This window comes from Ensifer sp. BR816 (assembly GCF_000378985.1).
Taxonomy (GTDB): domain Bacteria; phylum Pseudomonadota; class Alphaproteobacteria; order Rhizobiales; family Rhizobiaceae; genus Sinorhizobium.
In genome coordinates this window covers 4,872,633-4,898,272 of record NZ_KB905370.1, presented here as the reverse complement: position 1 = coordinate 4,898,272, position 25,640 = coordinate 4,872,633, and the positions used below count along the sequence as shown (strand labels likewise).

At 62.5% G+C, this 25,640-nt stretch carries 30 protein-coding genes; 7 read left to right on the top strand and 23 right to left on the bottom strand.

Features of this window, described 5'->3' with window-relative positions; genetic code table 11:
- Window positions 1–82 precede the first annotated feature (82 nt).
- Both RHIBR816_RS0123445 and RHIBR816_RS0123440 read left to right on the top strand, forming a co-directional pair.
- Window positions 83–925 (top strand): protein-disulfide reductase DsbD domain-containing protein, encoded by an 843-nt coding sequence (locus tag RHIBR816_RS0123445; RefSeq protein ID WP_018239041.1) that lies wholly within the window; start codon window positions 83–85, stop codon window positions 923–925.
- A gap of 73 nt (window positions 926–998) precedes the next feature.
- Window positions 999–1,484 (top strand): peroxiredoxin, encoded by a 486-nt coding sequence (locus RHIBR816_RS0123440; RefSeq protein ID WP_018239040.1) that lies wholly within the window; start codon window positions 999–1,001, stop codon window positions 1,482–1,484.
- A gap of 50 nt (window positions 1,485–1,534) precedes the next feature.
- Here the strand turns inward: RHIBR816_RS0123440 and rnhA are convergent, their stop codons facing one another.
- From rnhA to coxB, 13 genes are all read right to left on the bottom strand, one after another.
- Window positions 1,535–1,996: a ribonuclease HI gene (gene rnhA / locus RHIBR816_RS0123435; protein WP_018239039.1), complete on the bottom strand. Its 462-nt coding sequence runs from the start codon at window positions 1,994–1,996 to the stop codon at window positions 1,535–1,537.
- Window positions 1,993–2,973, bottom strand: a complete 981-nt coding sequence (locus RHIBR816_RS0123430; RefSeq protein WP_018239038.1) for a homoserine kinase — start codon at window positions 2,971–2,973, stop codon at window positions 1,993–1,995. The genes rnhA and RHIBR816_RS0123430 overlap by 4 nt, the downstream gene beginning before the upstream one ends.
- A 60-nt stretch (window positions 2,974–3,033) precedes the next feature.
- On the bottom strand, window positions 3,034–4,044 hold the full coding sequence (gene ispH / locus RHIBR816_RS0123425) for a 4-hydroxy-3-methylbut-2-enyl diphosphate reductase (protein WP_018239037.1): 1,011 nt from the start codon (window positions 4,042–4,044) through the stop codon (window positions 3,034–3,036).
- Window positions 4,045–4,047: 3 nt separating this feature from the next.
- Window positions 4,048–4,413 (bottom strand): DUF1304 domain-containing protein, encoded by a 366-nt coding sequence (locus RHIBR816_RS0123420; RefSeq protein WP_018239036.1) that lies wholly within the window; start codon window positions 4,411–4,413, stop codon window positions 4,048–4,050.
- Window positions 4,414–4,425: 12 nt separating this feature from the next.
- The gene (locus tag RHIBR816_RS0123415) at window positions 4,426–5,184 is read right to left on the bottom strand and encodes an SURF1 family protein (protein ID WP_018239035.1); all 759 of its coding nucleotides are present in this window, start codon (window positions 5,182–5,184) and stop codon (window positions 4,426–4,428) included.
- The gene (locus RHIBR816_RS0123410) at window positions 5,177–5,560 is read right to left on the bottom strand and encodes a DUF983 domain-containing protein (protein WP_018239034.1); all 384 of its coding nucleotides are present in this window, start codon (window positions 5,558–5,560) and stop codon (window positions 5,177–5,179) included. The genes RHIBR816_RS0123415 and RHIBR816_RS0123410 overlap by 8 nt, the downstream gene beginning before the upstream one ends.
- On the bottom strand, window positions 5,557–6,054 hold the full coding sequence (locus tag RHIBR816_RS0123405) for a murein L,D-transpeptidase family protein (protein ID WP_018239033.1): 498 nt from the start codon (window positions 6,052–6,054) through the stop codon (window positions 5,557–5,559). Before RHIBR816_RS0123405 ends, RHIBR816_RS0123410 begins: the two co-directional genes overlap by 4 nt.
- An 82-nt stretch (window positions 6,055–6,136) precedes the next feature.
- A complete protein-coding gene (locus RHIBR816_RS0123400) occupies window positions 6,137–7,015 on the bottom strand; it encodes a cytochrome c oxidase subunit 3 (protein WP_018239032.1) in 879 nt (292 codons plus the stop codon).
- A 61-nt stretch (window positions 7,016–7,076) separates the two neighbouring features.
- Window positions 7,077–7,676 (bottom strand): cytochrome c oxidase assembly protein, encoded by a 600-nt coding sequence (locus RHIBR816_RS0123395; protein WP_018239031.1) that lies wholly within the window; start codon window positions 7,674–7,676, stop codon window positions 7,077–7,079.
- A 10-nt stretch (window positions 7,677–7,686) separates the two neighbouring features.
- Window positions 7,687–7,827 (bottom strand): hypothetical protein, encoded by a 141-nt coding sequence (locus RHIBR816_RS0123390; RefSeq protein ID WP_018239030.1) that lies wholly within the window; start codon window positions 7,825–7,827, stop codon window positions 7,687–7,689.
- Complete coding sequence (locus RHIBR816_RS0123385; RefSeq protein ID WP_018239029.1) at window positions 7,827–8,783, bottom strand: heme o synthase; 957 nt, start codon at window positions 8,781–8,783, stop codon at window positions 7,827–7,829. The genes RHIBR816_RS0123390 and RHIBR816_RS0123385 overlap by 1 nt, the downstream gene beginning before the upstream one ends.
- 98 nt (window positions 8,784–8,881) lie before the next feature.
- On the bottom strand, window positions 8,882–10,570 hold the full coding sequence (ctaD, locus tag RHIBR816_RS0123380) for a cytochrome c oxidase subunit I (RefSeq protein ID WP_018239028.1): 1,689 nt from the start codon (window positions 10,568–10,570) through the stop codon (window positions 8,882–8,884).
- Between the two features lie 20 nt (window positions 10,571–10,590).
- Window positions 10,591–11,475: a cytochrome c oxidase subunit II gene (gene coxB, locus RHIBR816_RS0123375; RefSeq protein ID WP_018239027.1), complete on the bottom strand. Its 885-nt coding sequence runs from the start codon at window positions 11,473–11,475 to the stop codon at window positions 10,591–10,593.
- Between the two features lie 393 nt (window positions 11,476–11,868).
- Here coxB and RHIBR816_RS0123365 point away from each other — a divergent pair, with 393 nt between their 5' ends.
- Complete coding sequence (locus tag RHIBR816_RS0123365; RefSeq protein WP_018239026.1) at window positions 11,869–12,399, top strand: invasion associated locus B family protein; 531 nt, start codon at window positions 11,869–11,871, stop codon at window positions 12,397–12,399.
- Between the two features lie 79 nt (window positions 12,400–12,478).
- Here the strand turns inward: RHIBR816_RS0123365 and ribB are convergent, their stop codons facing one another.
- Both ribB and aroC read right to left on the bottom strand, forming a co-directional pair.
- Window positions 12,479–13,579 (bottom strand): 3,4-dihydroxy-2-butanone-4-phosphate synthase, encoded by a 1,101-nt coding sequence (ribB, locus tag RHIBR816_RS0123360; RefSeq protein WP_026187349.1) that lies wholly within the window; start codon window positions 13,577–13,579, stop codon window positions 12,479–12,481.
- A 19-nt stretch (window positions 13,580–13,598) separates the two neighbouring features.
- Window positions 13,599–14,696: a chorismate synthase gene (gene aroC, locus RHIBR816_RS0123355; RefSeq protein ID WP_018239024.1), complete on the bottom strand. Its 1,098-nt coding sequence runs from the start codon at window positions 14,694–14,696 to the stop codon at window positions 13,599–13,601.
- Between the two features lie 514 nt (window positions 14,697–15,210).
- On the opposite strand from aroC, the gene RHIBR816_RS0123350 reads away from it, so the two are divergent.
- Entirely contained in the window at window positions 15,211–15,471 is a 261-nt protein-coding gene (locus RHIBR816_RS0123350) for a DUF1344 domain-containing protein (protein WP_012707100.1), read from the top strand.
- 65 nt (window positions 15,472–15,536) lie between these two features.
- Here the strand turns inward: RHIBR816_RS0123350 and RHIBR816_RS0123345 are convergent, their stop codons facing one another.
- The 4 genes from RHIBR816_RS0123345 to RHIBR816_RS0123330 all read right to left on the bottom strand — a co-directional run bounded on the left by RHIBR816_RS0123345 (window position 15,537) and on the right by RHIBR816_RS0123330 (window position 19,089).
- Window positions 15,537–16,121, bottom strand: coding sequence for a histidine phosphatase family protein (locus RHIBR816_RS0123345; protein WP_026187348.1), 585 nt, complete (start codon window positions 16,119–16,121; stop codon window positions 15,537–15,539).
- A gap of 132 nt (window positions 16,122–16,253) precedes the next feature.
- Complete coding sequence (gene fabI / locus RHIBR816_RS0123340; protein ID WP_018239022.1) at window positions 16,254–17,072, bottom strand: enoyl-ACP reductase FabI; 819 nt, start codon at window positions 17,070–17,072, stop codon at window positions 16,254–16,256.
- A 204-nt stretch (window positions 17,073–17,276) separates the two neighbouring features.
- Window positions 17,277–18,323 (bottom strand): DnaJ C-terminal domain-containing protein, encoded by a 1,047-nt coding sequence (locus RHIBR816_RS0123335; protein ID WP_018239021.1) that lies wholly within the window; start codon window positions 18,321–18,323, stop codon window positions 17,277–17,279.
- A gap of 313 nt (window positions 18,324–18,636) precedes the next feature.
- A complete protein-coding gene (locus RHIBR816_RS0123330) occupies window positions 18,637–19,089 on the bottom strand; it encodes an RT0821/Lpp0805 family surface protein (protein ID WP_026187347.1) in 453 nt (150 codons plus the stop codon).
- A 139-nt stretch (window positions 19,090–19,228) separates the two neighbouring features.
- Between RHIBR816_RS0123330 and pdxH the strand changes: the two genes are divergently transcribed.
- Window positions 19,229–19,849: a pyridoxamine 5'-phosphate oxidase gene (gene pdxH / locus RHIBR816_RS0123325; RefSeq protein WP_018239019.1), complete on the top strand. Its 621-nt coding sequence runs from the start codon at window positions 19,229–19,231 to the stop codon at window positions 19,847–19,849.
- Between the two features lie 6 nt (window positions 19,850–19,855).
- Here pdxH and RHIBR816_RS0123320 read toward each other — a convergent pair whose 3' ends face one another.
- Entirely contained in the window at window positions 19,856–20,908 is a 1,053-nt protein-coding gene (locus RHIBR816_RS0123320; RefSeq protein WP_018239018.1) for a polysaccharide deacetylase family protein, read from the bottom strand.
- 242 nt (window positions 20,909–21,150) lie between these two features.
- Between RHIBR816_RS0123320 and RHIBR816_RS0123315 the strand changes: the two genes are divergently transcribed.
- Window positions 21,151–22,404 carry a D-alanyl-D-alanine carboxypeptidase family protein gene (locus RHIBR816_RS0123315; RefSeq protein WP_018239017.1) on the top strand — a complete coding sequence of 418 codons (1,254 nt, stop codon included), beginning with the start codon at window positions 21,151–21,153 and terminating at the stop codon, window positions 22,402–22,404.
- On the opposite strand, the gene RHIBR816_RS0123310 is transcribed toward RHIBR816_RS0123315, so the two are convergent.
- Window positions 22,401–23,042, bottom strand: a complete 642-nt coding sequence (locus tag RHIBR816_RS0123310; RefSeq protein ID WP_018239016.1) for a TetR/AcrR family transcriptional regulator — start codon at window positions 23,040–23,042, stop codon at window positions 22,401–22,403. The genes RHIBR816_RS0123315 and RHIBR816_RS0123310 overlap by 4 nt on opposite strands.
- A 155-nt stretch (window positions 23,043–23,197) precedes the next feature.
- Between RHIBR816_RS0123310 and RHIBR816_RS0123305 the strand changes: the two genes are divergently transcribed.
- Window positions 23,198–23,596 carry a RidA family protein gene (locus RHIBR816_RS0123305; RefSeq protein WP_018239015.1) on the top strand — a complete coding sequence of 133 codons (399 nt, stop codon included), beginning with the start codon at window positions 23,198–23,200 and terminating at the stop codon, window positions 23,594–23,596.
- Between the two features lie 64 nt (window positions 23,597–23,660).
- Here the strand turns inward: RHIBR816_RS0123305 and RHIBR816_RS0123300 are convergent, their stop codons facing one another.
- Both RHIBR816_RS0123300 and tldD read right to left on the bottom strand, forming a co-directional pair.
- Complete coding sequence (locus RHIBR816_RS0123300; RefSeq protein WP_018239014.1) at window positions 23,661–24,164, bottom strand: GNAT family N-acetyltransferase; 504 nt, start codon at window positions 24,162–24,164, stop codon at window positions 23,661–23,663.
- 9 nt (window positions 24,165–24,173) lie between these two features.
- On the bottom strand, window positions 24,174–25,589 hold the full coding sequence (tldD, locus tag RHIBR816_RS0123295; RefSeq protein WP_018239013.1) for a metalloprotease TldD: 1,416 nt from the start codon (window positions 25,587–25,589) through the stop codon (window positions 24,174–24,176).
- Window positions 25,590–25,640: the final 51 nt, after the last annotated feature.

Sequence of the window (25,640 nt, the reverse complement as noted above, 5' to 3'; positions counted from 1 at the left end):
GAAATCGCCGATCAAGCAGATATGATCGCCGACCTCTCGCGGGCGGCTGGAGACGGATGCTGAAACGCGCTAGTGCTAGCTCATGACCAGACGCCGAACCAGAAAGAAGATGGCCCAGCGCCTCGCGAAGGCAAGCCTTCTCGCCGCTATTTTTTTGCCGGTCCCGTCGCAGGCCGCCACCAGTGCATGGGTGACCTCACCTGGCGGCGCGATCCGCCTCGTCGCCTCCCAGCCGAAACCGGACGGCTCCATTCCCGCGATTCTCGAAATCAAGCTCGAACCGGGCTGGAAGACCTACTGGCGCGATCCCGGGGCGAGCGGAATACCGCCGCAGATCACGCTCGATCCGGCCGGCGGCGTCGCGCTGGAATCGATCCGGTTCCCCGCACCGAAGACCTTTGGCGAGGGACCCGGGCGCTATGTGGGCTACGACAGCTCAGTTGCCTTCCCGCTTGCGCTCAGACGGGTAAGCGGCGAAAAGGACCTGGCGGTCCGCGTTTCCGTGTTCCTCGGCGTTTGCCAAGACATCTGCATTCCGTTTCAAGGGACACTCGATCTGGCGCTCAAAAGCGGCGATTTCGACAATCCTCTGGACAGTGTCCGCATTGAGAAGGCTGTCGCATCGCTTCCGGAGCCGCCTTCCGAGGACTTCAGGATCGCGAAGGCAGATTTCGACGAGGATGCTGGCATCATCCGCCTTGACCTCCGGCTGCCGCAAGGCGCAGGCAAACCGGAGATCTTCCTGGCCGGCCCCGCGGGTCTCTCCTTCGGAGCACCGGTCGCGGGCGATCCGGCGGGCGCCGAGCGGCGCATCGACATTCCGGTGAAGCTCGCCGGCAAGGAGCCGACGATGGCCGGCAAACCGATCACGCTCACCGTGCGTGCCGGCGCTCGCAGCATGGAAACCACCCTTGCCTTTGACTGACGCGCTCCTATAGTCGCTCGCAGGCGCGGCACGCCCCATTGCCGAGCCGTGAGTTGAAATCGAGGAGAGAAATGTGACCATCGCTGTCGGAGACAAGCTGCCCAACGCAACCTTCAAGGAAAAAACCGCCGACGGCCCGGTCGAGATCACCGCCGACCAGCTGTTCGCGGGCAAGCGCGTCGTGCTTTTCGCCGTGCCGGGGGCATTTACCCCGACCTGCTCGCTCAACCATCTGCCTGGTTATCTTGAGAACCGCGATGCGATCCTCGCCCGCGGCGTCGACGATATCGCCGTGGTCGCCGTCAACGACCTGCATGTGATGGGCGCCTGGGCAACGGCGTCGGGCGGCATGGGCAAGATCCATTTCCTGTCCGACTGGAACGCCGCCTTCACCAAGGCACTTGGCCTGGATATCGATCTGTCGGCCGGCACGCTCGGCCTCCGCTCGAAGCGCTACTCGATGCTGGTCGAGGATGGCGTGGTCAAGGCGCTGAACGTCGAAGACTCCCCGGGCCAGGCGACCGTTTCCGGCGCGGCAGCCATGCTGGAACAGCTTTGATTTTGAGATAGTGTCAACGGGGCGGGCCTGAGCGGGCCCGCCTTCACTTGTCAGAGCGCAGCATTCGTGCGGCGTGTTTTCTTGAACGGCTCCATGCCCTTGCGCGCAAGCTCATCGGCACGCTCATTCTCCGGATGGCCGGCGTGGCCTTTGACCCAGTGCCAGGTCACCTGGTGGCGGTCCCTCGCCTCGTCGAGAGCCTGCCAGAGTTCGCCGTTCTTAACCGGCTTCCTGTCGCCGGTCTTCCAGCCGTTGCGCTTCCAGCCGTGGATCCATTTCGAGATGCCGTCCATGACATATTTGCTGTCGGTGTGCAGATCGACCTCGCAAGACTGCTTCAGCGCGTTCAAGGCCGAGATGGCGGCCATCAGTTCCATGCGGTTGTTGGTCGTTTCCGCCTCGCCGCCGGACATCTCCTTTTCCACGTCGCCGTAGCGCAGCACCGCGCCCCAGCCGCCGGGTCCGGGGTTTCCCGAGCAGGCGCCGTCGGTAAAGATGTCGACGTGCTTCATTGCGAGGCCTCGTCGCGCCTCAGGCCGTATTCGGCGCTGGAGACGACGGCGCGGTGGAAGCGCAGCTTCGTCAAGTATTCGAGCGGGTCTTTCTTGACCACCAGCGCGCCGGGCGGCGTCATCAGCCAGTCGTAGAGCCGCGTCAGGAAGAAGCGTAGCGCCGAACCGCGGGCGAGCAGCGGTAGGACTGCGACCTCCTCGGCCGTCAGCTTCCGCACGCCTTCGTAACCGGAAAGCAGGGCCATGCCTTTGGTGATGTTGTAGGAGCCGTTCTTCTCGAAGCACCAGGAATTCAGGCAGGTAACGACGTCGTAGGCGAAGAAGTCGTTGCAGGCGAAGTAGAAGTCGATGAGACCGGAAAGGCGGTCGCCCAGAAAGAAGACATTGTCCGGGAAGAGATCCGCATGGATCACGCCTTCCGGCAGCCCCTTTGGCCAGTGCGCTTCCAGATAGGCGAGCTCCGCTGCGATTTCTTCCCTCAGCCCGGCTTGCACCTCGTCGGCGCGCGCTTCCGAATTCCGCCAGAGTGGCCGCCAGCCGCCGACGGACAGCGCGTTCGCGCGCTTCAAGGGGAAACCTTCGCCGGCCCGATGCATCGAAGCGAGCGCTCGGCCGACCTCGCGGCAATGCTGCGCCTCCGGCTTCCTCAACCACATGCCTTCCAGGAAGGAGATGACGGCGGCCGGCCGGCCGGACAGGGTGCCGAGAAGCGCGCCATCATCCCGCGGCAAGGGCAGCGGGCAGGAGAGCCCTCTTTCGGCGAGATGATGCATCAAACCCAGGAAGAACGGCAGGTCGTCGGCATTCACCCGCTTCTCGTAAAGCGTGAGGATGTAGGCACCCTTGGTCGTATGGAGGAGGAAGTTCGAATTCTCGACGCCTTCGGCAATACCCTTGTAGGAGGTCAGCACCCCCACCTCATAGGCCGCGAGAAAGCGGACCAACTCATCTTCCGTGATATCGGTGTAAACTGCCAAGGTCGCTACTTTCGGAGACAGGATCCAAGGGGTTGGCGCGGAACGTTTTCTCGTTCCGCTCTATTCGCCGTTGACGAAGGCCATGTCGGCGGCGGTCAGTTCGACATGGCGGAGCTCGCGATTGACGAGGAAGTTCTCGTTTTCCTCGACCGTGTCGGCGAGCTCGACCTTCGCGTGATAGCGTTCGCGGAACGCCTCGATGATCTCGTTGACGATCACCTCCGGCGCCGAGGCCCCCGCCGACAGACCGACCGTCGCGATGTCGCCGAGGGTATCCCAGTCGATCTCCGAGGCACGCTGCACCAGCACGGAATGCCTGGCCCCCGCCCGCAGCGCCACTTCGACGAGCCGCTTGGAATTGGAGGAATTGGGAGCACCGACGATCAGGAACAGATCGCAGCCGGGGGCGGCCTGCTTGACCGCTTCCTGCCGGTTGGTCGTGGCGTAGCAGATCGAATCGGCTGCCGGCGCCGTCAGGTTCGGAAAACGCTCGTGCAAGCGCTTGATGACCCCTGCGGTATCATCGACGGACAGCGTCGTCTGCGTGACGAAACCGAGGTTATCCGGATCGGGCGGCACATAGACATCGGCGTCCTCCACCGTCTCGACGAGGGAGACCGCCCCCTCCGGCAGTTGCCCCATCGTGCCGATGACCTCCGGATGTCCGGCATGGCCGATCAGCACCACATGCCGCCCAAGCCGGTGGTGGCGCATTGCCTGCTTGTGGACCTTCGAGACCAACGGGCAGGTGGCGTCGAGATAGAAGAGATTGCGCTGATCCGCGTCGGCCGGCACGGATTTCGGCACGCCATGGGCGGAGAAGACGACGGGCTGCTTGCGGTGCTCCGGCGGGATCTCGTCGAGCTCCTCGACGAAGATCGCTCCCTTGGCCTCGAGCCCCTCGACGACGTAGCGATTGTGCACGATCTCGTGGCGGACATAGACCGGGGCGCCGAATTCCTTGAGCGCCAGCACGACGATCTGGATGGCCCGGTCGACGCCGGCGCAGAAGCCACGCGGCCCGCAGAGACGTATGGTGATCGGGGATTTTGCTGCCGGGGGTGAGGCCATGGGTCAGGACGCCAATAGAACGAACAGGAGCGCAAGCATTGCCGGTCCGCCCTGCACGAGCAGAATGCGAGGCTTGACCGACCATGCGCCATATATAGAGGCAACGATCACGCACACAAGAAAGAAGACCTTCAACTGCAGGGCAAAGGCCGCTTCGGGCTGGAGCAGCGACCAGAGCAGGCCTGCGGCCAGGAATCCGTTATAGAGCCCCTGATTGGCGGCAAGCACCCGCGTCGTCTCGGCCCGCTCCGCCGTCATCCGGAAGACCGCCCGCCCCTGGGGTTTCGTCCAGAGGAACATTTCGAGCACGAGGAAGCCGACGTGCAGCAATGCGGCAAACGCTATCAGGATAGCGGCGAGAATACCCATTTGTCCCCCGATTCACTTTTCGGAATAGTCTCTGCGTCGATGGCGAAAAGCATACGCGCCGCAAACCACAACCAATGCTCCCGCAAGCCCATACCAGGTGAGCGCATATTGGAGATGGTTGTTTGGCAGGTCGAACTGCGTCACGCCGCCCATCGGAAGGCCGCCCGGATTTTCGGAAGAGTCCGCGTCAAGGAAGAATGGAACGACACGGTCCGCGGCGATGCCGGCGGCGCGTGCCATCGCATCGAGATCCTTCCAGTAGAAAATGTTCTTGGCGATGTCGTTGTCGGGCACCAGCGACGACGGTTTTTCCGAAAGCCGCGGGCGCGCCAGGCCATCGATCGTCACTGTTCCGGCAACCTGTCCCTCGGCACGCGTCGCGGCCTCCTTCATCTCGAACGGCACGAAGCCGCGATTGACGAATAGGGCGCGGCCGTCCGCGAGCATCAGCGGCGTGAACACGTAGTAACCGGTCCGGCCTTCATGAGTGGCGAAGAAGTGCCGCTCCTTGCCGTGGTCGTAGACGCCGGAAACGCGCGTGGCGCGATAGTCGATGTCCTCTCCCGTCGCAGCAATGGCCTCGATCTCCCCGAGTGAGGCCGGCGGCGCCGAGCGTCGTTCGGCAATGGCCGCGATTAAAGCTTCCTTCCAGTATAGCCGCTCCACCTGCCAGGTGCCGAGCGAGACAAGCACGACGAAAGCGATCGCGACCGCTGCAAAACCGGCAATCCGACCGAGAGGGCCGCGCGGGGCCGACCGAACCTCAGCCACGGTCGATTTCGCCCGATCGCGCGCTGTTGCGATATTGGAGGTTGATGAGCAGGCCCTTCAGCATTCGTGTGAGAGCAAGGCTGAATGCCGTCGCCAAGGGTATCCAGAGCAGGAAGTGCAGCCACAGCGGCGGATTGAGGCTGACCTCCATCCAGAGCGCCGCCCCGAGCACGACGAAGCCGACGATGAGGATGACGAAAACGACGGGGCCATCGCCGGAATCGGCAAAGCGGTAGTCGAGCTCGCAACTCTCGCAGGCCGGTCGGACCTTCAGGAAACCGTCGAAGAGATGGCCCTGGCCGCAGCGCGGGCAAAGTCCCCTGATCCCGGTCGTGATCGGGTCTACCGGCGGGTACAGCGCCTTGTCGTCATTCATGGATTGATCTCGATCGCCGTGCTGTTCGGAACCATGTCCCAGATTTCGTCCATCTCCGCATTGGTAACCGCAATGCAGCCGTCCGTCCAATCGAACATCTGCGTCAAAAAGGCGAGCCAGCCGAAATAGTTGGGCTGACCATGGATCATGATCATGCCGCCGGGATCGAGGCCCTTCGAAGCGGCCGCCTCCCGGTCCTCGGGTGCCGGATAGGAGATGTGTATCGACCGGTAGAAGCTGCTCGCGTCGTTGCGCCAGTCGAGAACGTAGCGCCCCTCCGGCGTCCTTCGATCGCCTTCGCGCACCTTGTGCCCGACGGGATTGCCGCCGAGCGCGATCGGAAATTCGCGCAGGAGCCGTTCGCCTTGGAAGAGTTGCAGCACACGGCGTTCCTTGTAGACGACAACCTTATCCGCAGTTTCGTCGGCCAGGGCCGAAAGCGGCGGCGACAGTAGGAGTGCGGCAGCGAGCGGTAACGAAAAGGTGCTTTTCATCGTCCAACCATGCAATCGTCGTGAACAAAACGGGGCGGCTGCCTCGCAGCAGCCGCCCCGTTTTCACAGTAACGAACCCGTCTTAGCCGTGCGCGATCGGCGCGCCCCAGCCACCCCAAATGTAGATGGAGAAGAAGAGGAACAGCCAGACCACGTCAACGAAGTGCCAGTACCAGGCTGCCGCCTCGAAGCCGAAATGATGCTGCTGACTGAAGCCGCCGCCGAGCGCCCGGAACAGGCAGACCAGCAGGAAGATGGTCCCGACCAAAACGTGGAAACCGTGGAAGCCGGTCGCCATGAAGAAGGTGGCGCCGTAGATCGAATCGCGGAAGGCGAACGGCGCGTGCGCGTACTCATAGCCCTGGACGAAGGAGAAGAGAACGCCGAGCAACACCGTGAGCGTCAGACCGTAGACAAGCCCCTTGCGGTCGTCGTGCAGCAGAGCGTGGTGCGCCCAGGTGACCGTCGTGCCGGAGAGCAGCAGGATGACGGTGTTATAGAGCGGCAGGTGCCAGGGATCGAGGACCTCGATGCCCTTCGGCGGCCAGACGCCGCCGGTATAGGCGGCGCGAGCGGCCTGGATCGGTTCGCCGGCAAACAGGCTCGCATCGAAGAAGGCCCAGAACCAGGCGGCGAAGAACATCACCTCGGAGGCGATGAACATGATCATGCCGTAGCGCAGGTGCAGCGAAACGACTCGGGTATGGTGCCCCTCACGGCCTTCCCGGATGGTATCCGACCACCAGCCGAACATCGTGTAGAGAACGATCGCCAGACCGATCGCGAAAACCCACGGATTGGCGAGTTCCAGGCCGAACAGCTTGAACGAACCGCCGGCAACGTAGCGCATGAGACCGACGCCGCCGAAAGCCATGACGAAGGCGCCGATGGAGGCGAGCAACGGCCACGGGCTCGGATCGATGATGTGGTAGTCGTGATTCTTCTGATGCGCTCCGGCCATGTCAGTAATCCCCGATGGTCCTCTCTTGTGCCCGTCCGGCATAGCCGAAACGGACCTCATGTCAAAGTCTGTTCTCAGTTTCCTCGTCCTTCGCCGCGGCCACCGGTTTCGACGGCTCGCGCGGATAGAAGGTGTAGGATAGCGTCAGTGTCTTGATGTCTTTGGTCTCGACCGGCTTGACGATCTCCGGATCGACGAAGAAGACGACGGGCATCTCCATTTCTTCACCGGGTTCGAGCGTCGTTTCGGTGAAGCAGAAGCATTGCACCTTGTTGAAATAGGCGCCCGCCGCCATCGGCGTCACATTGAAGGTGGCCTGGCCGGTCGTCGGCTTCGACGAAAGGTTCTTGGCACGGTACATGACCTGCACGGTCTCACCGATCCTGACGTCGATGTCACGCTGGACCGGCGTGAAATCCCATGGCAGGCCCGGCCCGACATTGGCGTCGAAGGTGACCTTGACCGTCTCGTCGAGAATGACGTCCGAGGCCTGCTCGACCCGCTGCGTCGTGCCGTTGTAGCCCGTTACCCGGCAGAACATGTCGTAGAGCGGAACGGCCGCATAGGCCATGCCGACCATGCCGGCCACGAAGGCAAGGCAGGCGCCGACGATGACGCCGTTGGCGCGTTCCTTCCGGGCTTTTTGCGGGGTGTCCGTCATGCGCCGCACCTCAATGGGCCATGCCGCCGCCGAACTTGATCAGCGTGACGACATAGAACAGTGCGACGAGCCCCGCGAGCACCAGGCCGAGCGCGATGTTGCGGCCGCGGCGGGACTTCTTCTGGGTTTCGCTGAGCTTGACGGTTTCCATCAGATAATACCTCCGGCGTTCAGCCAGACCTGCGCGATCACGTAGTCGACAAGCAGGGCTGAGAAGATCGCGAAAAGATAGGCGATCGAGAAAGCAAAGAGTTTCTTGGCCGGCAGCATCCGCTTGTCGCCTTCGGGCATGCGCAGCACGGCGAGCGAATACCAGACAAACCCCAGGCCAAGGACCGTGGCAAAGGCTCCGTACCCAAGGCTCGCAAAGCCGAGCAGGGTGGGACAGATGCCGCTCAACGCCGTCAGAAGCGCGTAGACGACGATCTGCCGCTTGGTGGTCGCCTCGCCGCAGACGTTCGGCATCATCGGCACGCCGACGGCGCCGTAGTCGCCCATCTTGAACAGCGCCAGCGCCCAGAAGTGGGCGGGCGTCCAAAGGAAGATGATGAGGAAGAGCACGATGCTTTCGACCGACACGCCGCCGGTCACGCAGGCCCAGCCGATCATCGGCGGGAACGCGCCGGCGGCACCGCCGATGACGATGTTCTGCGGCGTCGAGCGCTTCAGCCACATCGTGTAGATGACCACGTAGAAGAAGATCGTGAAGGCGAGCAGCCCGGCTGCGAGCCAGTTGACGGCGAGCCCGAGGATGATCACCGAAAACGCCGACAAGGTGAGGCCGAAGCCGAGCGCCTCCTGCGGCAGGATCTTGCCGGCGGGAATGGGACGCTTGGCGGTCCGGCTCATCACTGCATCGATATCGGCGTCATACCACATGTTCAGCGCACCGGAGGCGCCGGCGCCGATGGCGATGCAGAGAATGGCGATGAAGCCGATGAAGGGATTGATGGAACCGGGCGCCAGCACGAGGCCGGCAAAGGCCGTGAACACGACGAGCGACATGACGCGCGGCTTCAGGAGCTCGAAGTAATCGCGCGCAGAGGCCTCGGACAGGCGCGGTGCGCCTTCCATGCCGACTGCCTCGTGATTGTCGATGAGCGTCATGTCTCTTTCCCGATTCTGCTGCGGCCGGACAGGCCGCATCATGCCGGAAGGCCGGCGGGGAGAAGCCGCCGTAACCGGCGGCTCCTGTTCGTTGTCCGTCACTTGATCCGCGGGAGCTGTTCCCACTGGTGGAACGGCGGCGGCGAGGAAAGCTGCCATTCGAGCGTATTGGCCCCCTCACCCCACGGATTGTCGCCTGCGACGCGCTTCTTCGCAAAGGCCTCGACGACGCCGAAGAGGAAGATCAGCACACCGACGGCCGCGATGTAAGAGCCGTAGGACGAAACCAGGTTCCAGCCGGCGAAGGCATCCGGATAGTCGATGTAGCGTCGCGGCATGCCGGCAAGGCCCAGGAAGTGCTGCGGGAAGAAGATGAGGTTCACGCCGACGAACATCACCCAGAAATGCAGCTTGCCGAGGAATTCGGAGTACATGTAGCCGCTCATCTTCGGGAACCAGTAGTACCAGGCCGCGAAGATCGCGAAGACGGCGCCGAGCGACAGGACGTAGTGGAAGTGAGCTACCACGTAGTAGGTGTCGTGCAGGGCGCGGTCGAGGCCGGCATTGGCCAGCTGAACGCCGGTGACTCCGCCGACGGTGAACAGGAAGATGAAGCCGATTGCCCAGACCATCGGCGTGGTGAAGCGGATCGAACCGCCCCACATCGTCGCGATCCAGGAGAAGATCTTCACGCCCGTCGGAACCGCGATGACCATCGTCGCGAAGACGAAGTAGCGCTGCGTCTCGAGCGACATGCCGACCGTGTACATGTGGTGCGCCCACACGATGAAGCCGACGGCGCCGATGGCGACCATGGCGTAGGCCATGCCGAGATAGCCGAAGATCGGCTTGCGCGAGAAGGTCGAGATGATGTGGCTGACGATGCCGAAGCCCGGCAGGATCAGGATGTACACTTCCGGGTGTCCGAAGAACCAGAACAGGTGCTGGAACAGGATCGGATCGCCGCCGCCTTCGGGCGCGAAGAACGTCGTGCCGAAATTGCGGTCGGTGAGCAGCATGGTGATGGCGCCAGCCAGAACCGGCAGCGACAGCAGGAGCAGGAAGGCGGTGATCAGAACCGACCAGGCAAAGAGCGGCATCTTGTGCAGCGTCATGCCCGGGGCGCGCATGTTCAGGATCGTCGTGATGAAGTTGATGGCACCGAGGATCGACGAGGCGCCGGCGATGTGCAGGCCGAGAATCGCCAAATCCATGGCCGGTCCCGGCATGCCGGACGTCGAGAATGGCGGATAGATCGTCCAGCCGCCACCGGCCCCGTAAGCGCCCGCCGGACCTTCGACGAACATCGAAAGCAGCACGAGCAGGAAGGCCGGCACGATCAGCCAGAACGAGATGTTGTTCATGCGCGGGAAGGCCATGTCCGGCGCGCCGATCATGATCGGCACCATCCAGTTGGCGAAGCCGCCGATCAGCGCCGGCATGACCATGAAGAAGATCATGATCAGCGCATGCGCGGTCGTGAAGACGTTGAACATGTGCTTGCCGCCGTCGATGGCAGCATCGCCCTCGAAGCCGTAGACCATCTGCGCCAGGCCGTGGAAGATCTGGATGCCCGGCTCCTGCAATTCGGCGCGCATGAAGACCGACAGCGTTCCGCCGATGAGGCCGGCGATGATCGCGAAGATCAGGTAGAGCGTGCCGATGTCCTTGTGGTTGGTGGACAGGAACCAGCGCTGAAAGAAGGTCAGCGGCTTGTGCGCGTGGTCGGCATGGGCATGATCGGAATGATCATGCCGTTGATCGTGGTGAACGGCTGTTCCAGCCATGGGTCGAGCTCCCCTTCCGATTACTGTGCGGCGTTTGCGGCGACGTCAACGGCCTTGGCCGCGCCGTCGACGGACGCCATGAGCGCCTTGTTCGCCTCGCCGAGATTGGTGGCGGCGGCAGCGAGCCAGGCGTCGTATTTTTCCTGCGGGACCACGCGGATGGCGATCGGCATATAGGCGTGATCCTTGCCGCAGAGCTCGGAACACTGGCCATAGTAGAGGCCTTCGCGGTCCGCTTTGAACCAGGTCTCGTTAAGGCGGCCCGGAACGGCATCGATCTTCACGCCGAAAGCCGGCATGGCGAAGGCGTGAATGACGTCGGCCGCGGTGACGAGGAGACGGACGGTCTTGCCGACCGGCACGACGACTTCGTTGTCGACGGCGAGCAGGCGCGGATAAGCGGCCTTGTCTTCCTTGCCGAGACCTGCGCGATCCTCATCCTTCAACAGCAGGCTGTCGAAGGAAAGCGGGCTCTCGCCGACTTCATACTCGTAGGACCAGTACCACTGGTTGCCGGTCGCCTTGACGGTCAGATCCGGATTCTGCGGCGGCGTGAGCTGCTCGTTGAGAAGCTTGAAGGAGGGGACGGCCAGGAACAGCAGAATGATCACCGGACCGACGGTCCAGATGACTTCGATCAGCGTATTGTGGCTGGTCCGCGAGGGGACGGGATTGGCGCCTTCGCGGAACTTCACGACGACGATGATCAGCAGCAGGAGGACCAGGAGGGTGATCGGAATGATGAACCACAGTGTGTATTGTTCAAACCACGTGATTTCTTCCATGATGCCGGTCGCGGCCGACTGAAACCTCGTCTGCCAGTCGACAGGCTTGTCAGCGAAGGCGCTCGAAGCAAAGAGCAGACAGGCAAGCGCTGCCAGAACTGCATAGGCCTTGTTTTTCACAATTACGTCTCCCCAATGCGCTTGATCAGGATCAAACCCGGAACGCAGAATCCCTGCGATACTGGAAGCGCTTCAAACCACAGTTTGACCAGCGCCGCAACATCTGTGCAATGAACCTCGTGCGGCATTTTTGCACAAAGCCAAGTTTTCTCGCTGCCCCCTTCGCGCGGTATCAAAGATTGTGCTAGAGCGCCGGTCCGTGCACGGCCTACGCCGCCACATCGAGGCTCCCGTCCACAGGCGGCCGGCTCAGGCAAAACGTCGAGAGCGCCTGATACGGCGAGAGAGAGCCCAATTTCGGCCATATGCCGCTGGAATGTAAGAAGCAGGGCTTTTCATTTATATCTGCGCACTTCAAGAATAGCCCGAATGATTCGACGTTTTGAGGTTTACATGGGCCTGTCCCTCTTCTCCCGGCTGCCCGCTTTGATCGCGCTCGGAATTGCCGCCTTCGTCTTTCCCGCCGCAAGCATGGCGCAGCAATCCGCCGCGACACCCGGGACGGTAAAGTCGAACCACGGTGCCTGGTCGATCGTCTGCGATCAGCCGGCCGGCGCCTCGGCCGAGCAATGCGCTTTGATGCAGAACGTGATCGCCGAGGACCGGCCCGAGGTCGGGCTCTCCGTCGTCGTGCTCAAGACTGCCGATCGCAAGGCGAAGATCCTTCGCGTCCTGGCACCCCTCGGCGTACTGCTGCCCAACGGCCTCGGCCTGAATGTCGACGGCAAGGACATCGGACGCGCCTATTTCGTTCGGTGCTTCTCCGACGGCTGCTATGCCGAGGTCGTGCTCGAGGACGAGCTCTTGAAGACGATGCGCGCCGGCGCGACGGCGACCTTCATCGTCTTCCAGTCGCCGGAGGAAGGGATCGGCATTCCGGTCGACCTCAAAGGTTTCGGCGAGGGCTACGATGCACTGCCGTAGTTTCCTTGAGTACCCAATGAAATGAAAAAGCCGCGCTCCTTTTGGGTGCGCGGCTTTTTGTTGGCTGGCGGTGCCGTCGCTAAAGGATCTCGGTCGCGGCGATCTTGATGCCGAAACCTTCGAGGCCGACATAGTGGCGCTCCCGCGAAGAGAGCAGGCGGATGGAGGTGATGCCGAGGTCCTTGAGGATCTGCGCGCCAAGACCGATTTCGAGCCATTCGCTCTCGCGCGCCTGTGCTTCCGTATGGGCTTCGCGTTCGTGCTTGCCCTTTCGCGCAGTCTGCGAAACGCCGACGCCGACCGAGCCCTCGCGCAGATAGACGATGATGCCCCTGCCCTCTCCAGCGATGCGCTTCATGATCTCGTCGATCTGGCGATCATTGCCGAAGACGTCCGCGCCGACATTCTCGAGGTGAAGGCGGACGGGAATGTCGACGCCGTCGCGGACATCGCCGAAGACGACGGCAAGATGCTGCATCGGATCCCAGGGCAAAGAATAGGTGTGGCCCTTGGCCTTGCCATAGGGTGTGTCGATGTCGAAGCTGTTGGCCTTCTCGATCAAGGTCTCCTTGCGCTGCCGGTAAGCGATGAGATCGGCGACGGAGACCTGTTTCAAACCGTGGGTCTCGGCAAACGCGTCCACCTGCGGGCCGCGCGTAACCGTGCCGTCGTCATTGACGAGTTCGCAGATAACGCCGATCGGCGGCAGGCTCGCGAGCTTGCACAGGTCGACGGCCGCCTCGGTGTGGCCGGAGCGCATCAACACGCCGCCCTCACGCGCCACCAGTGGGAAGATGTGGCCGGGCCGCACGAAATCCGCCGCCCCAACATTCGGATTGGCAAGGTTTCTAACCGTCAAGGTGCGATCGTCGGCCGAAATGCCGGTGGTGGTGCCATGCTTGAAGTCGACGGAAACCGTGAAAGCGGTGGTGTGGGCGGAATCGTTCTCGGCGACCATCGCATTCAGATTGAGGCGTTTCGCCTCGTCGCGCGGCATGGGCGTACAGACGATGCCCGAGGTGTGCCTGACGATGAAGGCCATCTTCTCGGGCGTGCAGTGCACCGCCGCGACGATCAGGTCGCCTTCGTTCTCGCGCCCGCCATCGTCGGTGACGACGACGATCTCGCCGGCCTCGAAGGCGCGAATGGCATCGACGACGCGCTTCTGGTCATAGGACATCTTCATTCTCTCCAGAAAATTACTTCAGCCGGCCGGTCTGGCCCCGGTCGCGCAGATAGTGATCGGCAATCGTGCAGGCAACCATGGCCTCGCCGATCGGCACCGCCCTGATCCCGACGCAAGGATCGTGGCGACCCTTGGTGCGCACGTCGACCTCGTTGCCGTCGCTGTCGATCGAACGGCGCTCGGTCAGGATGGACGAGGTCGGCTTGATCGCGATGCGAGCGACGATCGGCTGGCCGGTCGCGATGCCGCCGAGAATGCCGCCGGCATGGTTGGAAAGGAAAACAGGCTCGCCATCCGGACCGATGCGCATCTCGTCGGCGTTCTCCTCGCCGCTCAGCTCGGCCGTGGCAAAGCCGTCGCCGATCTCGACGCCCTTGACGGCATTGATCGACATCAGGTTCGAAGCGATGTCCTGGTCGAGCTTGGCGTAGATCGGCGCACCGATGCCGGCCGGCACCCCTTCGGCAACGACCTCGACGACGGCGCCGATCGACGAGCCGGCCTTGCGGATGCCGTCGAGATACTCTTCCCAGACGGGAACGATGGCCGGATCCGGCGCAAAGAACGGATTGTTGTTGACCTCGGCCCAGTCCCAATTGGCCCGATCGATCCGGTGCTTGCCGATCTGCACCAGCGCGGCGCGGACGACGAGGCCCGGCACGACCTTGCGGGCGATGCCGCCGGCCGCGACGCGCGCCGCCGTCTCGCGTGCCGAGGACCGGCCGCCGCCGCGATAGTCGCGAATGCCGTATTTGACGTCATAGGTGTAGTCGGCATGGCCCGGTCGGTAGCGCTTGGCAATCTCCGAATAGTCTTTCGAGCGCTGGTCGGTGTTTTCGATCATCATCGAGATCGGCGTGCCCGTCGAGATCATCGTCTCGCCGTCCTCGTCGAGCATCACGCCGGACAGGACCTTCACCAGATCATCTTCGCGGCGCTGGGTCACGAAGCGCGACTGGCCGGGCTTGCGCTTGTCGAGCCAGGCCTGAATTTCCGCGAGCGTGAAGCGAATACCGGGCGGGCATCCGTCGACGACGCAGCCGAGCGCCGGCCCGTGGCTCTCGCCCCAGGTGGTGACGCGGAAGAGATGACCGAAGGTATTGTGCGACATGACGGCTACCGAGTTCAGGATCCAAGAGATCGGACAGGACGACACAATCTCTGGGGATCGATTCTAATCGAGTCAGAGCAGAACGCGAACCATGTCGCATTGCTTCAGACGCTGCGCCAAGGCGCGTGCCCTCTCTTAGTGGAAAGCGTTCGCTGGGGAAAGAGCATCCGCTGTTGCGCGGAAACCTGCGGCAAGAATAACCAGCGCGGCCGATTACTGACGCATCATCATCCGGATTGCAGCGACTGCGGCCTGGACTTCAGGGCTGGCCGTCGTGATGTTTCTTTGGAAAACCTCGTGAAAGCGGCCTTCAGCAGGGCTTGCGCCAGCTCGTTCCCCTTTCGGCGACTTGCAATGGGCGCGGAGCGCGTTCACTCTCTCGTTCGCCGAAAACACGTCCGGTACGAACAGCTAAAATCCTAAAAAACCATGGCAAAAATGAACTTTTGCCACAATCGGGGATCAAAGGGTGATGACAAGAAAATTCGCAGAATCATGGAAGAGGGCAACAAGGATGCGATTTGTCATTGCTACGCTCATGGCCACCGCAAGCTTGCTTTCGCCGCTTTCGGTTCATGCGGAAAGTGCAGACGTCGAAGCCGTGATCACCAATATCGACACCGAGCAGTTGAGCCTCTCGCTTGACGACGGCAAGAGCTACCAGGCGCCCGAGGAATTCAATTTCGAAGGGCTCGAAGCCGGCGTGAAGGTCCTCGTCTTCTATACCGAGGTCGACGGCAAGCGCGTCATCAATGATCTGGAGATCGTCCAGTAGGCCAGGCGGCATCCCGACCCGTATGCGTCGGAGGGACATTTCCGCTATTTCTCGATACGCTTAGTCTAAAGCCAGCTGATCGAACCATCGACGATCTTCAGCAGCCGGTCCTGCGGGATGGCCGCCGCCGCCGCCTCATCCGGCTCCATCTCCCCGAGCAGCTTGAACAGGGTACGAATTACCCCGCCGTGGCTGACGCAGACGGTGGGTTCCCTCACATCTTTCAGCCAGGCGCCGACGCGCCAGGACAGGATTTCGTAGCTTTCCGCATCCGCCCCGGGCGGGATGAAATCCCACTTCGCCACCCGCCTTGCGGCAATGCGCTCGGGCACGCGGCGCTTCAAGGCTGCGAGTGTAAAGCCCTCCCAGGCACCGAAGGAAACCTCCTTCAGCCGCTCGTCGGTGCGATAGGCAAACGGATCGAGCCCTATGGACCGCCTGAGACGCTCCATGGTTTCGCGCGTACGGCCGAGCGGACTGCTGACGAAATCGAACCTGGCCGCATCGCGCCCGAGGATCTCTCCCAGCGCAACGCCATTGCCGGTCGCCTGCTGGCGGCCGGTTTCATTGAGGGGAATGTCCTTCTGCCCTTGGAGACGGCTCTCGGCATTCCAGTCCGTCTGGCCGTGGCGAACCATGTAAATGAGCACAGTGTTCACTCCGGATGAGGCGGCCGCCTATAGTGCTTCGCCTCAGGCGCCAAGGATGCCGTCGTGCCTGGACCGTGGCACGACCTCAGATCGAATTCGATCCGAGGTCATGCGGTTGCAGGCAAGAAGCACTCAGTCCTTCAGGACGGAAATGTCCGGGGCGTCGACCGCCTTCATGCCGACCGTATGATAACCGGAATCGACATGGTGCACCTCGCCGGTGACACCGGTCGACAGGTTTGACAGGAGATAGAGCGCCGAATTGCCGACTTCCTCGATCGAAACTGTGCGCTTCAGCGGCGCGTTGTACTCGTTCCACTTGAGGATATAGCGGAAGTCGCCGATGCCGGAAGCGGCAAGCGTCTTGATCGGACCGGCCGAGATGGCGTTGACGCGGATGCCGCGGTTGCCGAGATCGACGGCGAGATAGCGCACGCTTGCTTCAAGCGCCGCCTTGGCGACGCCCATGACGTTATAGTGCGGCATCACCTTCTCGGCGCCGTAATAGGTGAGCGTCAGCATCGAGCCGCCATCATTCATGATGCGCTCGGCTCGCGCCGCGACGGCCGTGAAGGAATAGACGGAAATATCCATCGTGCGGGTGAAGTTGTCGCGGCTCGTCTCGAGATAGCGACCCGTCAGTTCGTCCTTGTCGGAGAAGGCGATCGCGTGCACGACGAAATCGATCTTGCCCCATTTTTCTTCAAGCGCCGAAAAAACGCCGTCGATCGTGGCGAGATCGGTCACGTCGCAATGGCCGGCCATGAAGGCGCCGAGTTCCTGCGCCAGCGGTTCGACACGCTTCTTCAGCGCGTCGCCCTGCCATGTCAGCGCGATTTCGGCGCCGGCTTCCGACAACGCCTTGGCAATGCCCCACGCAATCGAGCGATTGTTTGCAACGCCCATGATGACGCCGCGCTTGCCATTCATCAGACCCGATGCCTGAGCCATGGAATGTCCCCAATACTGTCTGCCTGGTCCGGCCGAGGCCGATGCCAGTTTTCCGAATGTCGATGGCGCCGCACCACGCCACCAAAGATGGGTGCGGCAAAATGTCGAGCATTGCCTATGGCATAGCCGCCAGAGCGGTTCAAGCGCGGTGCGGATCAGGAACTGTTAGTCCCCGTAATATTGGTTCAGCTTGTCAGAAAACCGTTACAAATAGAGGCCGTCGCGCTGCGACCGCATCAGGTCCGTGACCTTGTCGTCGGGCTTTTCATGCAGCACCAGGCGCAATTCGACGAGGAGATCGCCGCTTTCGCCATTCGCTCCCTTCAATCCGCTGCCGGGAATTCGGATGACCTTGTCGGATCCCGACCAGGCCGGCACCACGACCGTGGCGGCGCCGCTCGGCGTTTCGATACTGGTCTCGCAGCCGAGGACCGCGTCTTGCAGGCCCAGCGGCAGGCTCGTCACGAGGTCGAGACCCTGGGTGCGAAACGGCCCATCCTGACGAACACGCAAGGTCGCAAGCACGTCGCCACGAGTCATGCCGGCGACACGGTATCCCTGCTCCTTCAGGCGGATGACCTGCCCGTCGGTGGCGCCAGGCGGGATTGCTACCTTCACCGTTTCGCCATCCGGAAGCTCCACCGCGACGCGCGCCCGGTTCACCACCTCGTCAATACTGACGGACAAATCGACAACCAGATCCGGGACCTTCTCCGCCGTCTTTGTCATGCGGTCGCGAATGCGCCGGACGATTGCCGCGACCAACTCCGTTCCGGGCGCTGCAAGTCGTCGAACCGTTGCCTCCGGCTTTGTCGGCTCCTGTTTGGTATCTTCCGTGAGTTCCGGTTTCGCCTCGGCAGCGGCGCCAGCCTTCTCTGCAGCGCGCGGCGCATGAGCCTTGGTGCCGGATGTATTGGGCTGCGGATCGAGGCCGAAGATGCGCGAGACCGCCTCCTCGGCGCTCTCCGCGCCGACCGGCTCCTCGGCCGGTTCCGGGGCGCGCATCTTCTCCTTCATGGCTTCCATACGGCGCAGCTCCGCCTCACGCCGCGCGTGGTCGTAGCGGTTCCTGCGGGCCGGATCGCGCAGCAGTTCATAGGCCCTGCCGGCTTCGGCAAAGCGTTCTGTCGCCAGAGGATCGTCCTGATTGTGGTCCGGATGGATCGCCTTGGCGACGGACCGCCAGGCAGCCTTGATTTCCTCCTGCCCGGCGTTGCGGCGCACGCCGAGGATTGCATAGGGATCGCGCATGACTTCTCACCGCATTCTTGAATGTCCGCCCTTCGCGGCGGATCGGCTTACGCGTTACATCGGCAGCCCGTGATGAGCCGCTCCTCTCAATCGCGATGATCCGGGGAAGTTGCTAAATAACGGTTAGCCGGCTCGCCGTGGCGCTCCTGCAGGTTTCCTTTGAAGCGTCGCCGATTCAGGCGGAGAAACATGCAGTATTTCAAAGCGTTACAGGGATCTTGCGCATCTGATGAGGAGGCGCGGCGCTGTTATGGATCCGGGCCGTCCAGCCCGGCCGTCCGTGCCTTTGCGGGAATGTGGTTAACCGGGGATTTCAGCTTTGCGGGCCGAAACTCGTCAAATACCACTCGCCATTCTCCAGCCGGCAGGTTCTGCCGTCGAACTTGGCGATGCCTTCAAAGGAATGGCGCGTGGTGATGAACCGGCGGCAAAGCACGCCGGAAGCGCTGTCTTCCTCAATACTGCTGATGACGCCGGCGCTGCCTGACGTGGCATTGGCCCAGGGAATGGCGCTGCCGCCCTCAGTGATTTCGGCAGAGGAAACGGCATTGCGCACCGCCACCGCGTCGGAGAGACCGTCCGACGTCTTGGCGACCGGCACGGTCCCGGTTGCGACGGAACGATCGACGCTCGAGCCTCCGAAGAGATCGAGACCGCCGCCCATGCACCCCGGGAGCGCGAAGACGGTCAGGCATAAGGCCGCACCGCGCAGCACCGCAAAGGAAAAATCCTTCTTGCCATCGATCCACTTTGCTATGTCTTGCACGGCAATCCTGTCAGACTCGCCAGAGCCGAAACGCAGCCCGATGAAGCGCTGGCAGGCTCTGACAATTTTCGATGCGGAAACACCAATCGGGCTCATCCCGACGCGTTCCCGCGCCAGACACACGGCATAGGAAGGCAATATGACCGCGAACGAGTTAACAACCGGTGACTTCACAGACGCAGACGAGCCCTTTTCCCTCTTTGGCACATGGTTGAAGGACGCCGAGAAAAGCGAGGTGAATGACCCCACCGCTGTCGCCCTTGCAACCGTCGATCCCGATGGACTGCCCAATGTGCGCATGGTGCTGCTCAAGGGATTCGACGAAAGCGGCTTTGTCTTTTACACAAATTTCGAGAGTCAGAAAGGCCGCGAGCTTCTGGCCACCCGCAAGGCGGCCATGTGTTTCCACTGGAAGTCGCTGCGCCGCCAGGTTCGCCTGCGCGGCCCGGTGGAAATCGTCACCGACGCAGAGGCGGATGAGTATTTCAAGAGCCGGCCGCGCGGAAGCCGCATCGGCGCCTGGGCGTCGAAGCAATCGCGCCCGCTCGAGAGCCGCTTCGCGCTCGAGAAGGCGGTCGCCGAATTCACCGCGCGTCACGCCATCGGCGAAATCCCGCGCCCGGACTACTGGTCCGGTTTCCGCATCCGGCCGACCTCGATCGAATTCTGGCATGACCGACCATTCCGGCTGCACGACCGCATGGAGTTCCGTCGCCCCGTGCCGGAAGGGGGCTGGGAGAAGGTGCGGATGTATCCCTGAGGAGGCCTATCGCGCCCCGAGCCGCCAGAATGGAATGCCGGAAGCCAGGGCGGACACATGTCGCTCGCTCTGGAAATGGCCGTTCAGCGAAATCCGGGGCACGGCGTGAAGGTTGACGCCGCGGCAGAGTGTGCCCGGTTCCGTCGTGACCGCAACGGCAAAGCCGAGTTCCGCGGCCAGTCGATGGTCGCGGCTCGAAACCGTCGGCCGGTGGCCATAGGGATAGGCGAAGGTCAGCGGATGCCTGCCGGTGATCGCCTCGACGCGCGCGGCGGACGAGGCGATTTCCCGGCGGGCCTCGTCGTCATCGAGCCGCGCCACCGCCCGATGGCTGATCGTGTGCGCACCAAGGCTCGCGAGCGGGCTTGAGATCAGGGCGCGAAGGCCGCCTTCGTCAAGCGTCAGTAGCTCGGTGATGGTAAGGGGGTCGATGCCGTGCTCGAACGCAGCATCGTTCAGCGCCGCCACGGCGCTCGCCTCGTCGGTGCCACGGATATGGGCTGCGATGCGACCGAAAGCCGCCTGCTTCTGCAAAGACGTGCCGCTCGGAACCAACACCGCACCATCGCCGAAATCGAAGCGGAACTCGCGGCTGGCCGACAGCAGGTCGGCAAGCGTTTCCCACCACAGCGTGTGGCTGCGATCGACATAGCCGGCCGTGACGAAGACCGTGAAGGGAACGCCGTGCCTCTCGAATACGGGCAGTGCCCATTCGAGATTGTTGCGGTAGCCGTCGTCGAGCGTGAAGCAAGCGAAGGGCCGGTCGTCAGCCGAGCCGAGGCATTCCGGCAACGCTTCGAGTGCAACGAAACGGTAGCCGGCGCGCTTCAATGTCAGGATCGTCCTATCGAGGAACGCCGGGGTGATTTCCAGATGGGCGTTGGGATCAAAGGTCCGATAACGCCTGGGGCGGACATGATGCAGGGTAAAGACGGCGCCGCGACCGCGCGCCTCGCCCAGCAAACCTGTGCGCGCAAGGACATGCGCGGCCTCGAGCCCGCCGGCAATTGCGGCTCGCCTCAAATGGTGGCGAACCATCATGGCGAGCGAGTCTTTCATCTTTCTCCGCTGTCCCGTACTGGCTTGCGCACGCGCATTCAGCCGCCCGCTCCAAGTGCCGAAGCTTTACGCCGCCTCTGTTAAGCCTTGCTGAATCGGTCCCCGCTTTCACCAAAAGTCGGGGCAAGCGTTAAAAAAGGGCTGCCTTTATCGATTTTCGGCCTTAATGTTACGACAAATCCACGGCCGTCACGTCCTGATACACTTCGCACGCGAGAAGCTACGCGGTCCAAGGGGGAATCATGAAGAACTTGCAAATTGCCCTGGCGGCGATCGTAGCATTCGTCGCTGCCACCGCATCGGCTTTCGCTGGCAACGCTTCTCTCGTCATGGACGCCCGCAGCGGCAGGATCCTCTCGTCCGAGAACGCTGACGAATTGAACTACCCGGCGTCGTTGACGAAGATGATGACGCTTTACCTGACCTTCGAAGCGTTGCACCGGGGCGAGATCAGCTGGCAGACCCGCGTGCCGATGTCCAAGGAGGCGGCGCGCAAGCCTCCGACCAAGCTTGGCCTCAAGCCCGGCGATGCCATCACCGTCGAGGAGGCCGTCTATGGCATGATCATCCATTCCGCCAATGATGCCGCCGCGGCGATGGCGGAAAAACTCGGGGGCTCGGAGGCCGCCTTTGCCCAGATGATGACGGCGAAGGCGCGCCGGCTCGGGATGACCCGCACCGTCTTCGTCAACGCCTCCGGCCTGCCGGCAAGCCAGCAGGTGACCACGGCACGCGACATGGCAAGGCTCGGCATTGCGCTGATCAGGGACTTTCCAAGGGAATACCGGCTCTTTTCGGCACAGAGCTTCAATTTCCGCGGCCGTGTAATCCGCGGCCACAACAAGCTGATGTATCGCTACGACGGCATGGACGGCATCAAGACGGGCTACACCAACGCCTCCGGCTTCAATCTCGTTAGTGCGGTCAGCGACGGCAACCGCCGTGTCATCGGCGTCGTGCTCGGCGGACGGACCGCGAAAAGCCGCGACAACAAGATGGCGGCGCTGCTCGATCAACACCTGGGCAGGGCAACGGCGCCGGCGGACGGGCCGACGATCGCCGCGGCGAAGCCGCTCGACACGGCCCAAGTGGCGAGTTTGCCCGGCGTGTCGCTCTATGCCGAACCCAATCGCGCGGGAAAGAACGCGAGCGCAGCCCTCATGGCAGCATCGCCTGCTGCCGTCGTTCCGGCGGACCGACCAACCGCGATAGTGGAATTCGCGAGCACGGAAACGGAGGCCGGCGCCTACTGGCAGATCCAGATTTCAACGGCGGCCTCGGCGGACGCCGCACGCAAGATTCTCGTCGAGGCGCAGTCCGCCGGCGGTGCGGCCCTGCTCGGCGCATCGCCGCACACTGAAGTGGACGGCAGCGGCTCCACCAAGCGCTACCGCGCCCGCTTCATCGGCTTCGCCAGCCGCGAGGCGGCCGCTTCTGCCTGCAGCATCCTCAAGAAACGGTCCTACGACTGCCGGCTGCTCCCCGGCCGGAGCTAAGATCCAGGCGCTTTTTCCAAGCGATGCGCACAGTCATCGGCAGCGCTCGAAGGCTCCAAAAGCAGCCCCGCCGCAAGAGAACGGAAAGCGTCCACGGCTTTCGGCAGCACATCCGGTGGGTTGTCGCTTGCGGCGACCCAGAGAGCGGCATTGAGCGCCGCACCACTGAGAAGCCGGGCGGATGCTTCCGCGTCAAGTGGCTTGACGATGCCCTGCGCAATAAGGAGTTCCATAGCTCTCTTCGTAACTTGTAGGCAACTGTTCTGGCTGGGCCATTGCGACGGATCACCCAACACAGCAGGTCCATCGAGAAGAACAATACGTTGCACTTCGGGGTCAAGCGCCATCTCTATATAGGCCGCGCCCTCGGCCAGTAGTCCGAGCCACTCATTGCCCTCACGTGCGCCGATCTCCTGCGCGCGGGAAGCCATCTCCGAGTCGATCTGCTCGACAACCGCCGCAAGCAGCCCGCGCTTGTCCCCAAAATTGTGGTAGAGCGCACCGCGCGTCAAACCTGCCTCGGCGGTCAAGTCGTCCATCGATGCCGCGGAATATCCCTTTTCAGCGAAGGCCTTTCGTGCAGCCGCGATCAATTTGACCCGGTTCTCCTCCATCGTTTCGCTGCGTCTCTTCGCCATTTCGTACCCACAATTTCACATACGACTCGTACATAGACTTGACATACGACGCGTATTTGAATATTTCACATACGTTCCGTATACCAAAATGGCGCTGGCTTGTGAAGCATGGACCGCGCTCATTGGCTCTCTAAATGATCCCAAAGGAAATCAGAATGACCCAGCGCGAAGCAATCTTTCCTGCAGACAGGCACGCACTTTATGAAGAGCATGGATATTCCGCCGCCATTCGATCCGGCGATCTCTTGTTCGTTTCCGGACAGGTTGGCAGCCGTCCTGACGGAACTCCCGAACCCGACTTCAGGCGCCAGGTCCAGCTGGCATTTGAAAATCTCAAGTCGACGCTGAGCGCAGCGGGTTGCACGATGGATCACATCGTGGACGTGACGACCTTCCACACTGATCCAGAAAACCAGTTCGGAACCATTATGGAGGTCAAACAACAGATTTTCAGCAACCCGCCGTACCCAAATTGGACTGCGCTCGGGGTAAACTGGCTCGCTGGCTTCGACTTCGAGATAAAGGTCATCGCCCGTATTCCGGCAAAAACCTGACAGGATATCGCGCGCTTCCGTCGCACGGGTGCTCCCGCAAGAGTGTCGTGATGCTTCGGGGCCTCTAAAATCGGCGAACGTAGAATTTCGTATCGACGCCCATGACCGGAAAGCGCGCCGGCAGGTCGTGCCTGGCGACTTCGATAAAGCCGCTCTTTTCGTAGAACCGGTGGGCGGCGAGGAACTTCTCGGTGGTCCCGAGATAGATCGATCTTATCTTCCGCCGCTCCGCATGGGCAACGAGTGCATCGAGCAGGCGGGCGGCCACGCCGTGTTCGCGGCCGCGAAAGTCGGACGCGACGAACATCTTGCGCAGGGCTGCCTCCGCACCTCCGATTTCCTTCAGGGCAACCGTGCCGACGATGCTTTGGCCAATAGCCGCAACCCAGAAGTCGCCGTCGCCTGTCTGATAGAATTCGGGGATCCCCCGGAGATCCGGCTGATCTTCGGCGGTGATGGCAACGCCGAATTCCTCACGCTGTATAGGCAGGATGAGGTCAATGACCGCCTGCTCGTCCGCCGCCGAAAAACGCCGGATTTCCAGAATATCGCCCGACTGCCCGATCATCCCGCTCGCCTATGCCTGCGTGCCGCCGACGGTGACCTGGTCCATCCGGAGATGCGGCTGACCGACGCCGACAGGCACCCATTGGCCGCCCTTACCGCAATTTCCGATGCCGGTGTCGAGTTTCATGTCGTTGCCGACCATCGTCACCCGCTTCATCGCATCCGGTCCGTTGCCGATCAGCATCGCGCCCTTGACCGGTGCCCCCACCTTGCCGTCCTCGATCAGATAGGCTTCGGTGCAGCCGAACACGAACTTGCCTGAGGTGATGTCCACCTGGCCGCCGCCGAAGGAAACGGCGTAAATGCCCTTCTTCACCGAGGCGATGATTTCATCGGGCGTGCGGTCGCCGGCGAGCATGTAGGTGTTGGTCATGCGCGGCATCGGCACATGGGCATAGCCCTGGCGGCGGCCATTACCGGTCGGCTTCATGCCCATCAGCCGCGCATTCTGCCGGTCCTGCATGTAGCCGACGAGCTTGCCGTCCTCGATCAGGACGTTGTAGCCGGAGGGCGTGCCCTCGTCATCGATCGAGATCGAGCCGCGCCGCGCTTCGATCGTGCCGTCATCGACGACGGTGACACCCTTGGCGGCCACCTGTTCGCCGAGGAGGCCGGCAAAGGCGGAGGTCTTCTTTCGATTGAAATCGCCTTCGAGGCCGTGACCGACGGCCTCGTGCAACATCACGCCCGGCCAGCCGGAAGCGAGCACGACATCCATGGTTCCTGCCGGCGCATCGATCGCCTCGAGATTGACGAGCGCCTGCCGCAACGCCTCGTCGGCACCGCGCTTCCAGTTCTCTTCGGTGATGAAATCGCCGAAGCCGCGCCTGCCGCCGATACCGAAGGTGCCGGATTCCTGCCGTTCGCCCTCGCCGACCACGACCGAGATATTGATGCGGGTCATCGGCCGCACGTCATGAACGCGATGTCCATCGGCCCTCAAGATGTCGACGACCTGCCAGCTTGCGGCGATCGTCGCGGTCACCTGCCGGACCTTGGGCTCCTTGGCGCGCAGATAGGCGTCGATTTCCTGGAGCAGCGTCACCTTCGTCTCGAAGCTCGGCTCGCCGATCGGGTTTTCATCGCCATAGAGCTTCTTGTTGGTGCGCTGCGGGGCAGCGGCATAGGAGCCGGAATAGCCGCGGGTCACCTGCCCGACCGCTTCCGCGGCCCGTTTCAATGCCTCTAGCGACAATTCTCCTGCATGCGCGTAACCGACAGCTTCGCCGGCGACGGCCCGCAGGCCAAAGCCCTGATCGGTGTTGAAGCTGCCGCCCTTCAGACGGCCATTGTCGAAGGAGAGCACCTCCGCCTGGGCGTGTTCTAGGAAGAGTTCGCCGTCGTCGGCGCCCGAAAGCGTCTCGGAGAGAACCTTGCGGACCGTCGCCTCGTCCGCATCGAAGAGGCTTATGAGGTTGGTGTCCATCGTTCTGCTCCGCGTCGTGAAGAATTCCTCCCATTTAGGAAGCCCGACGCC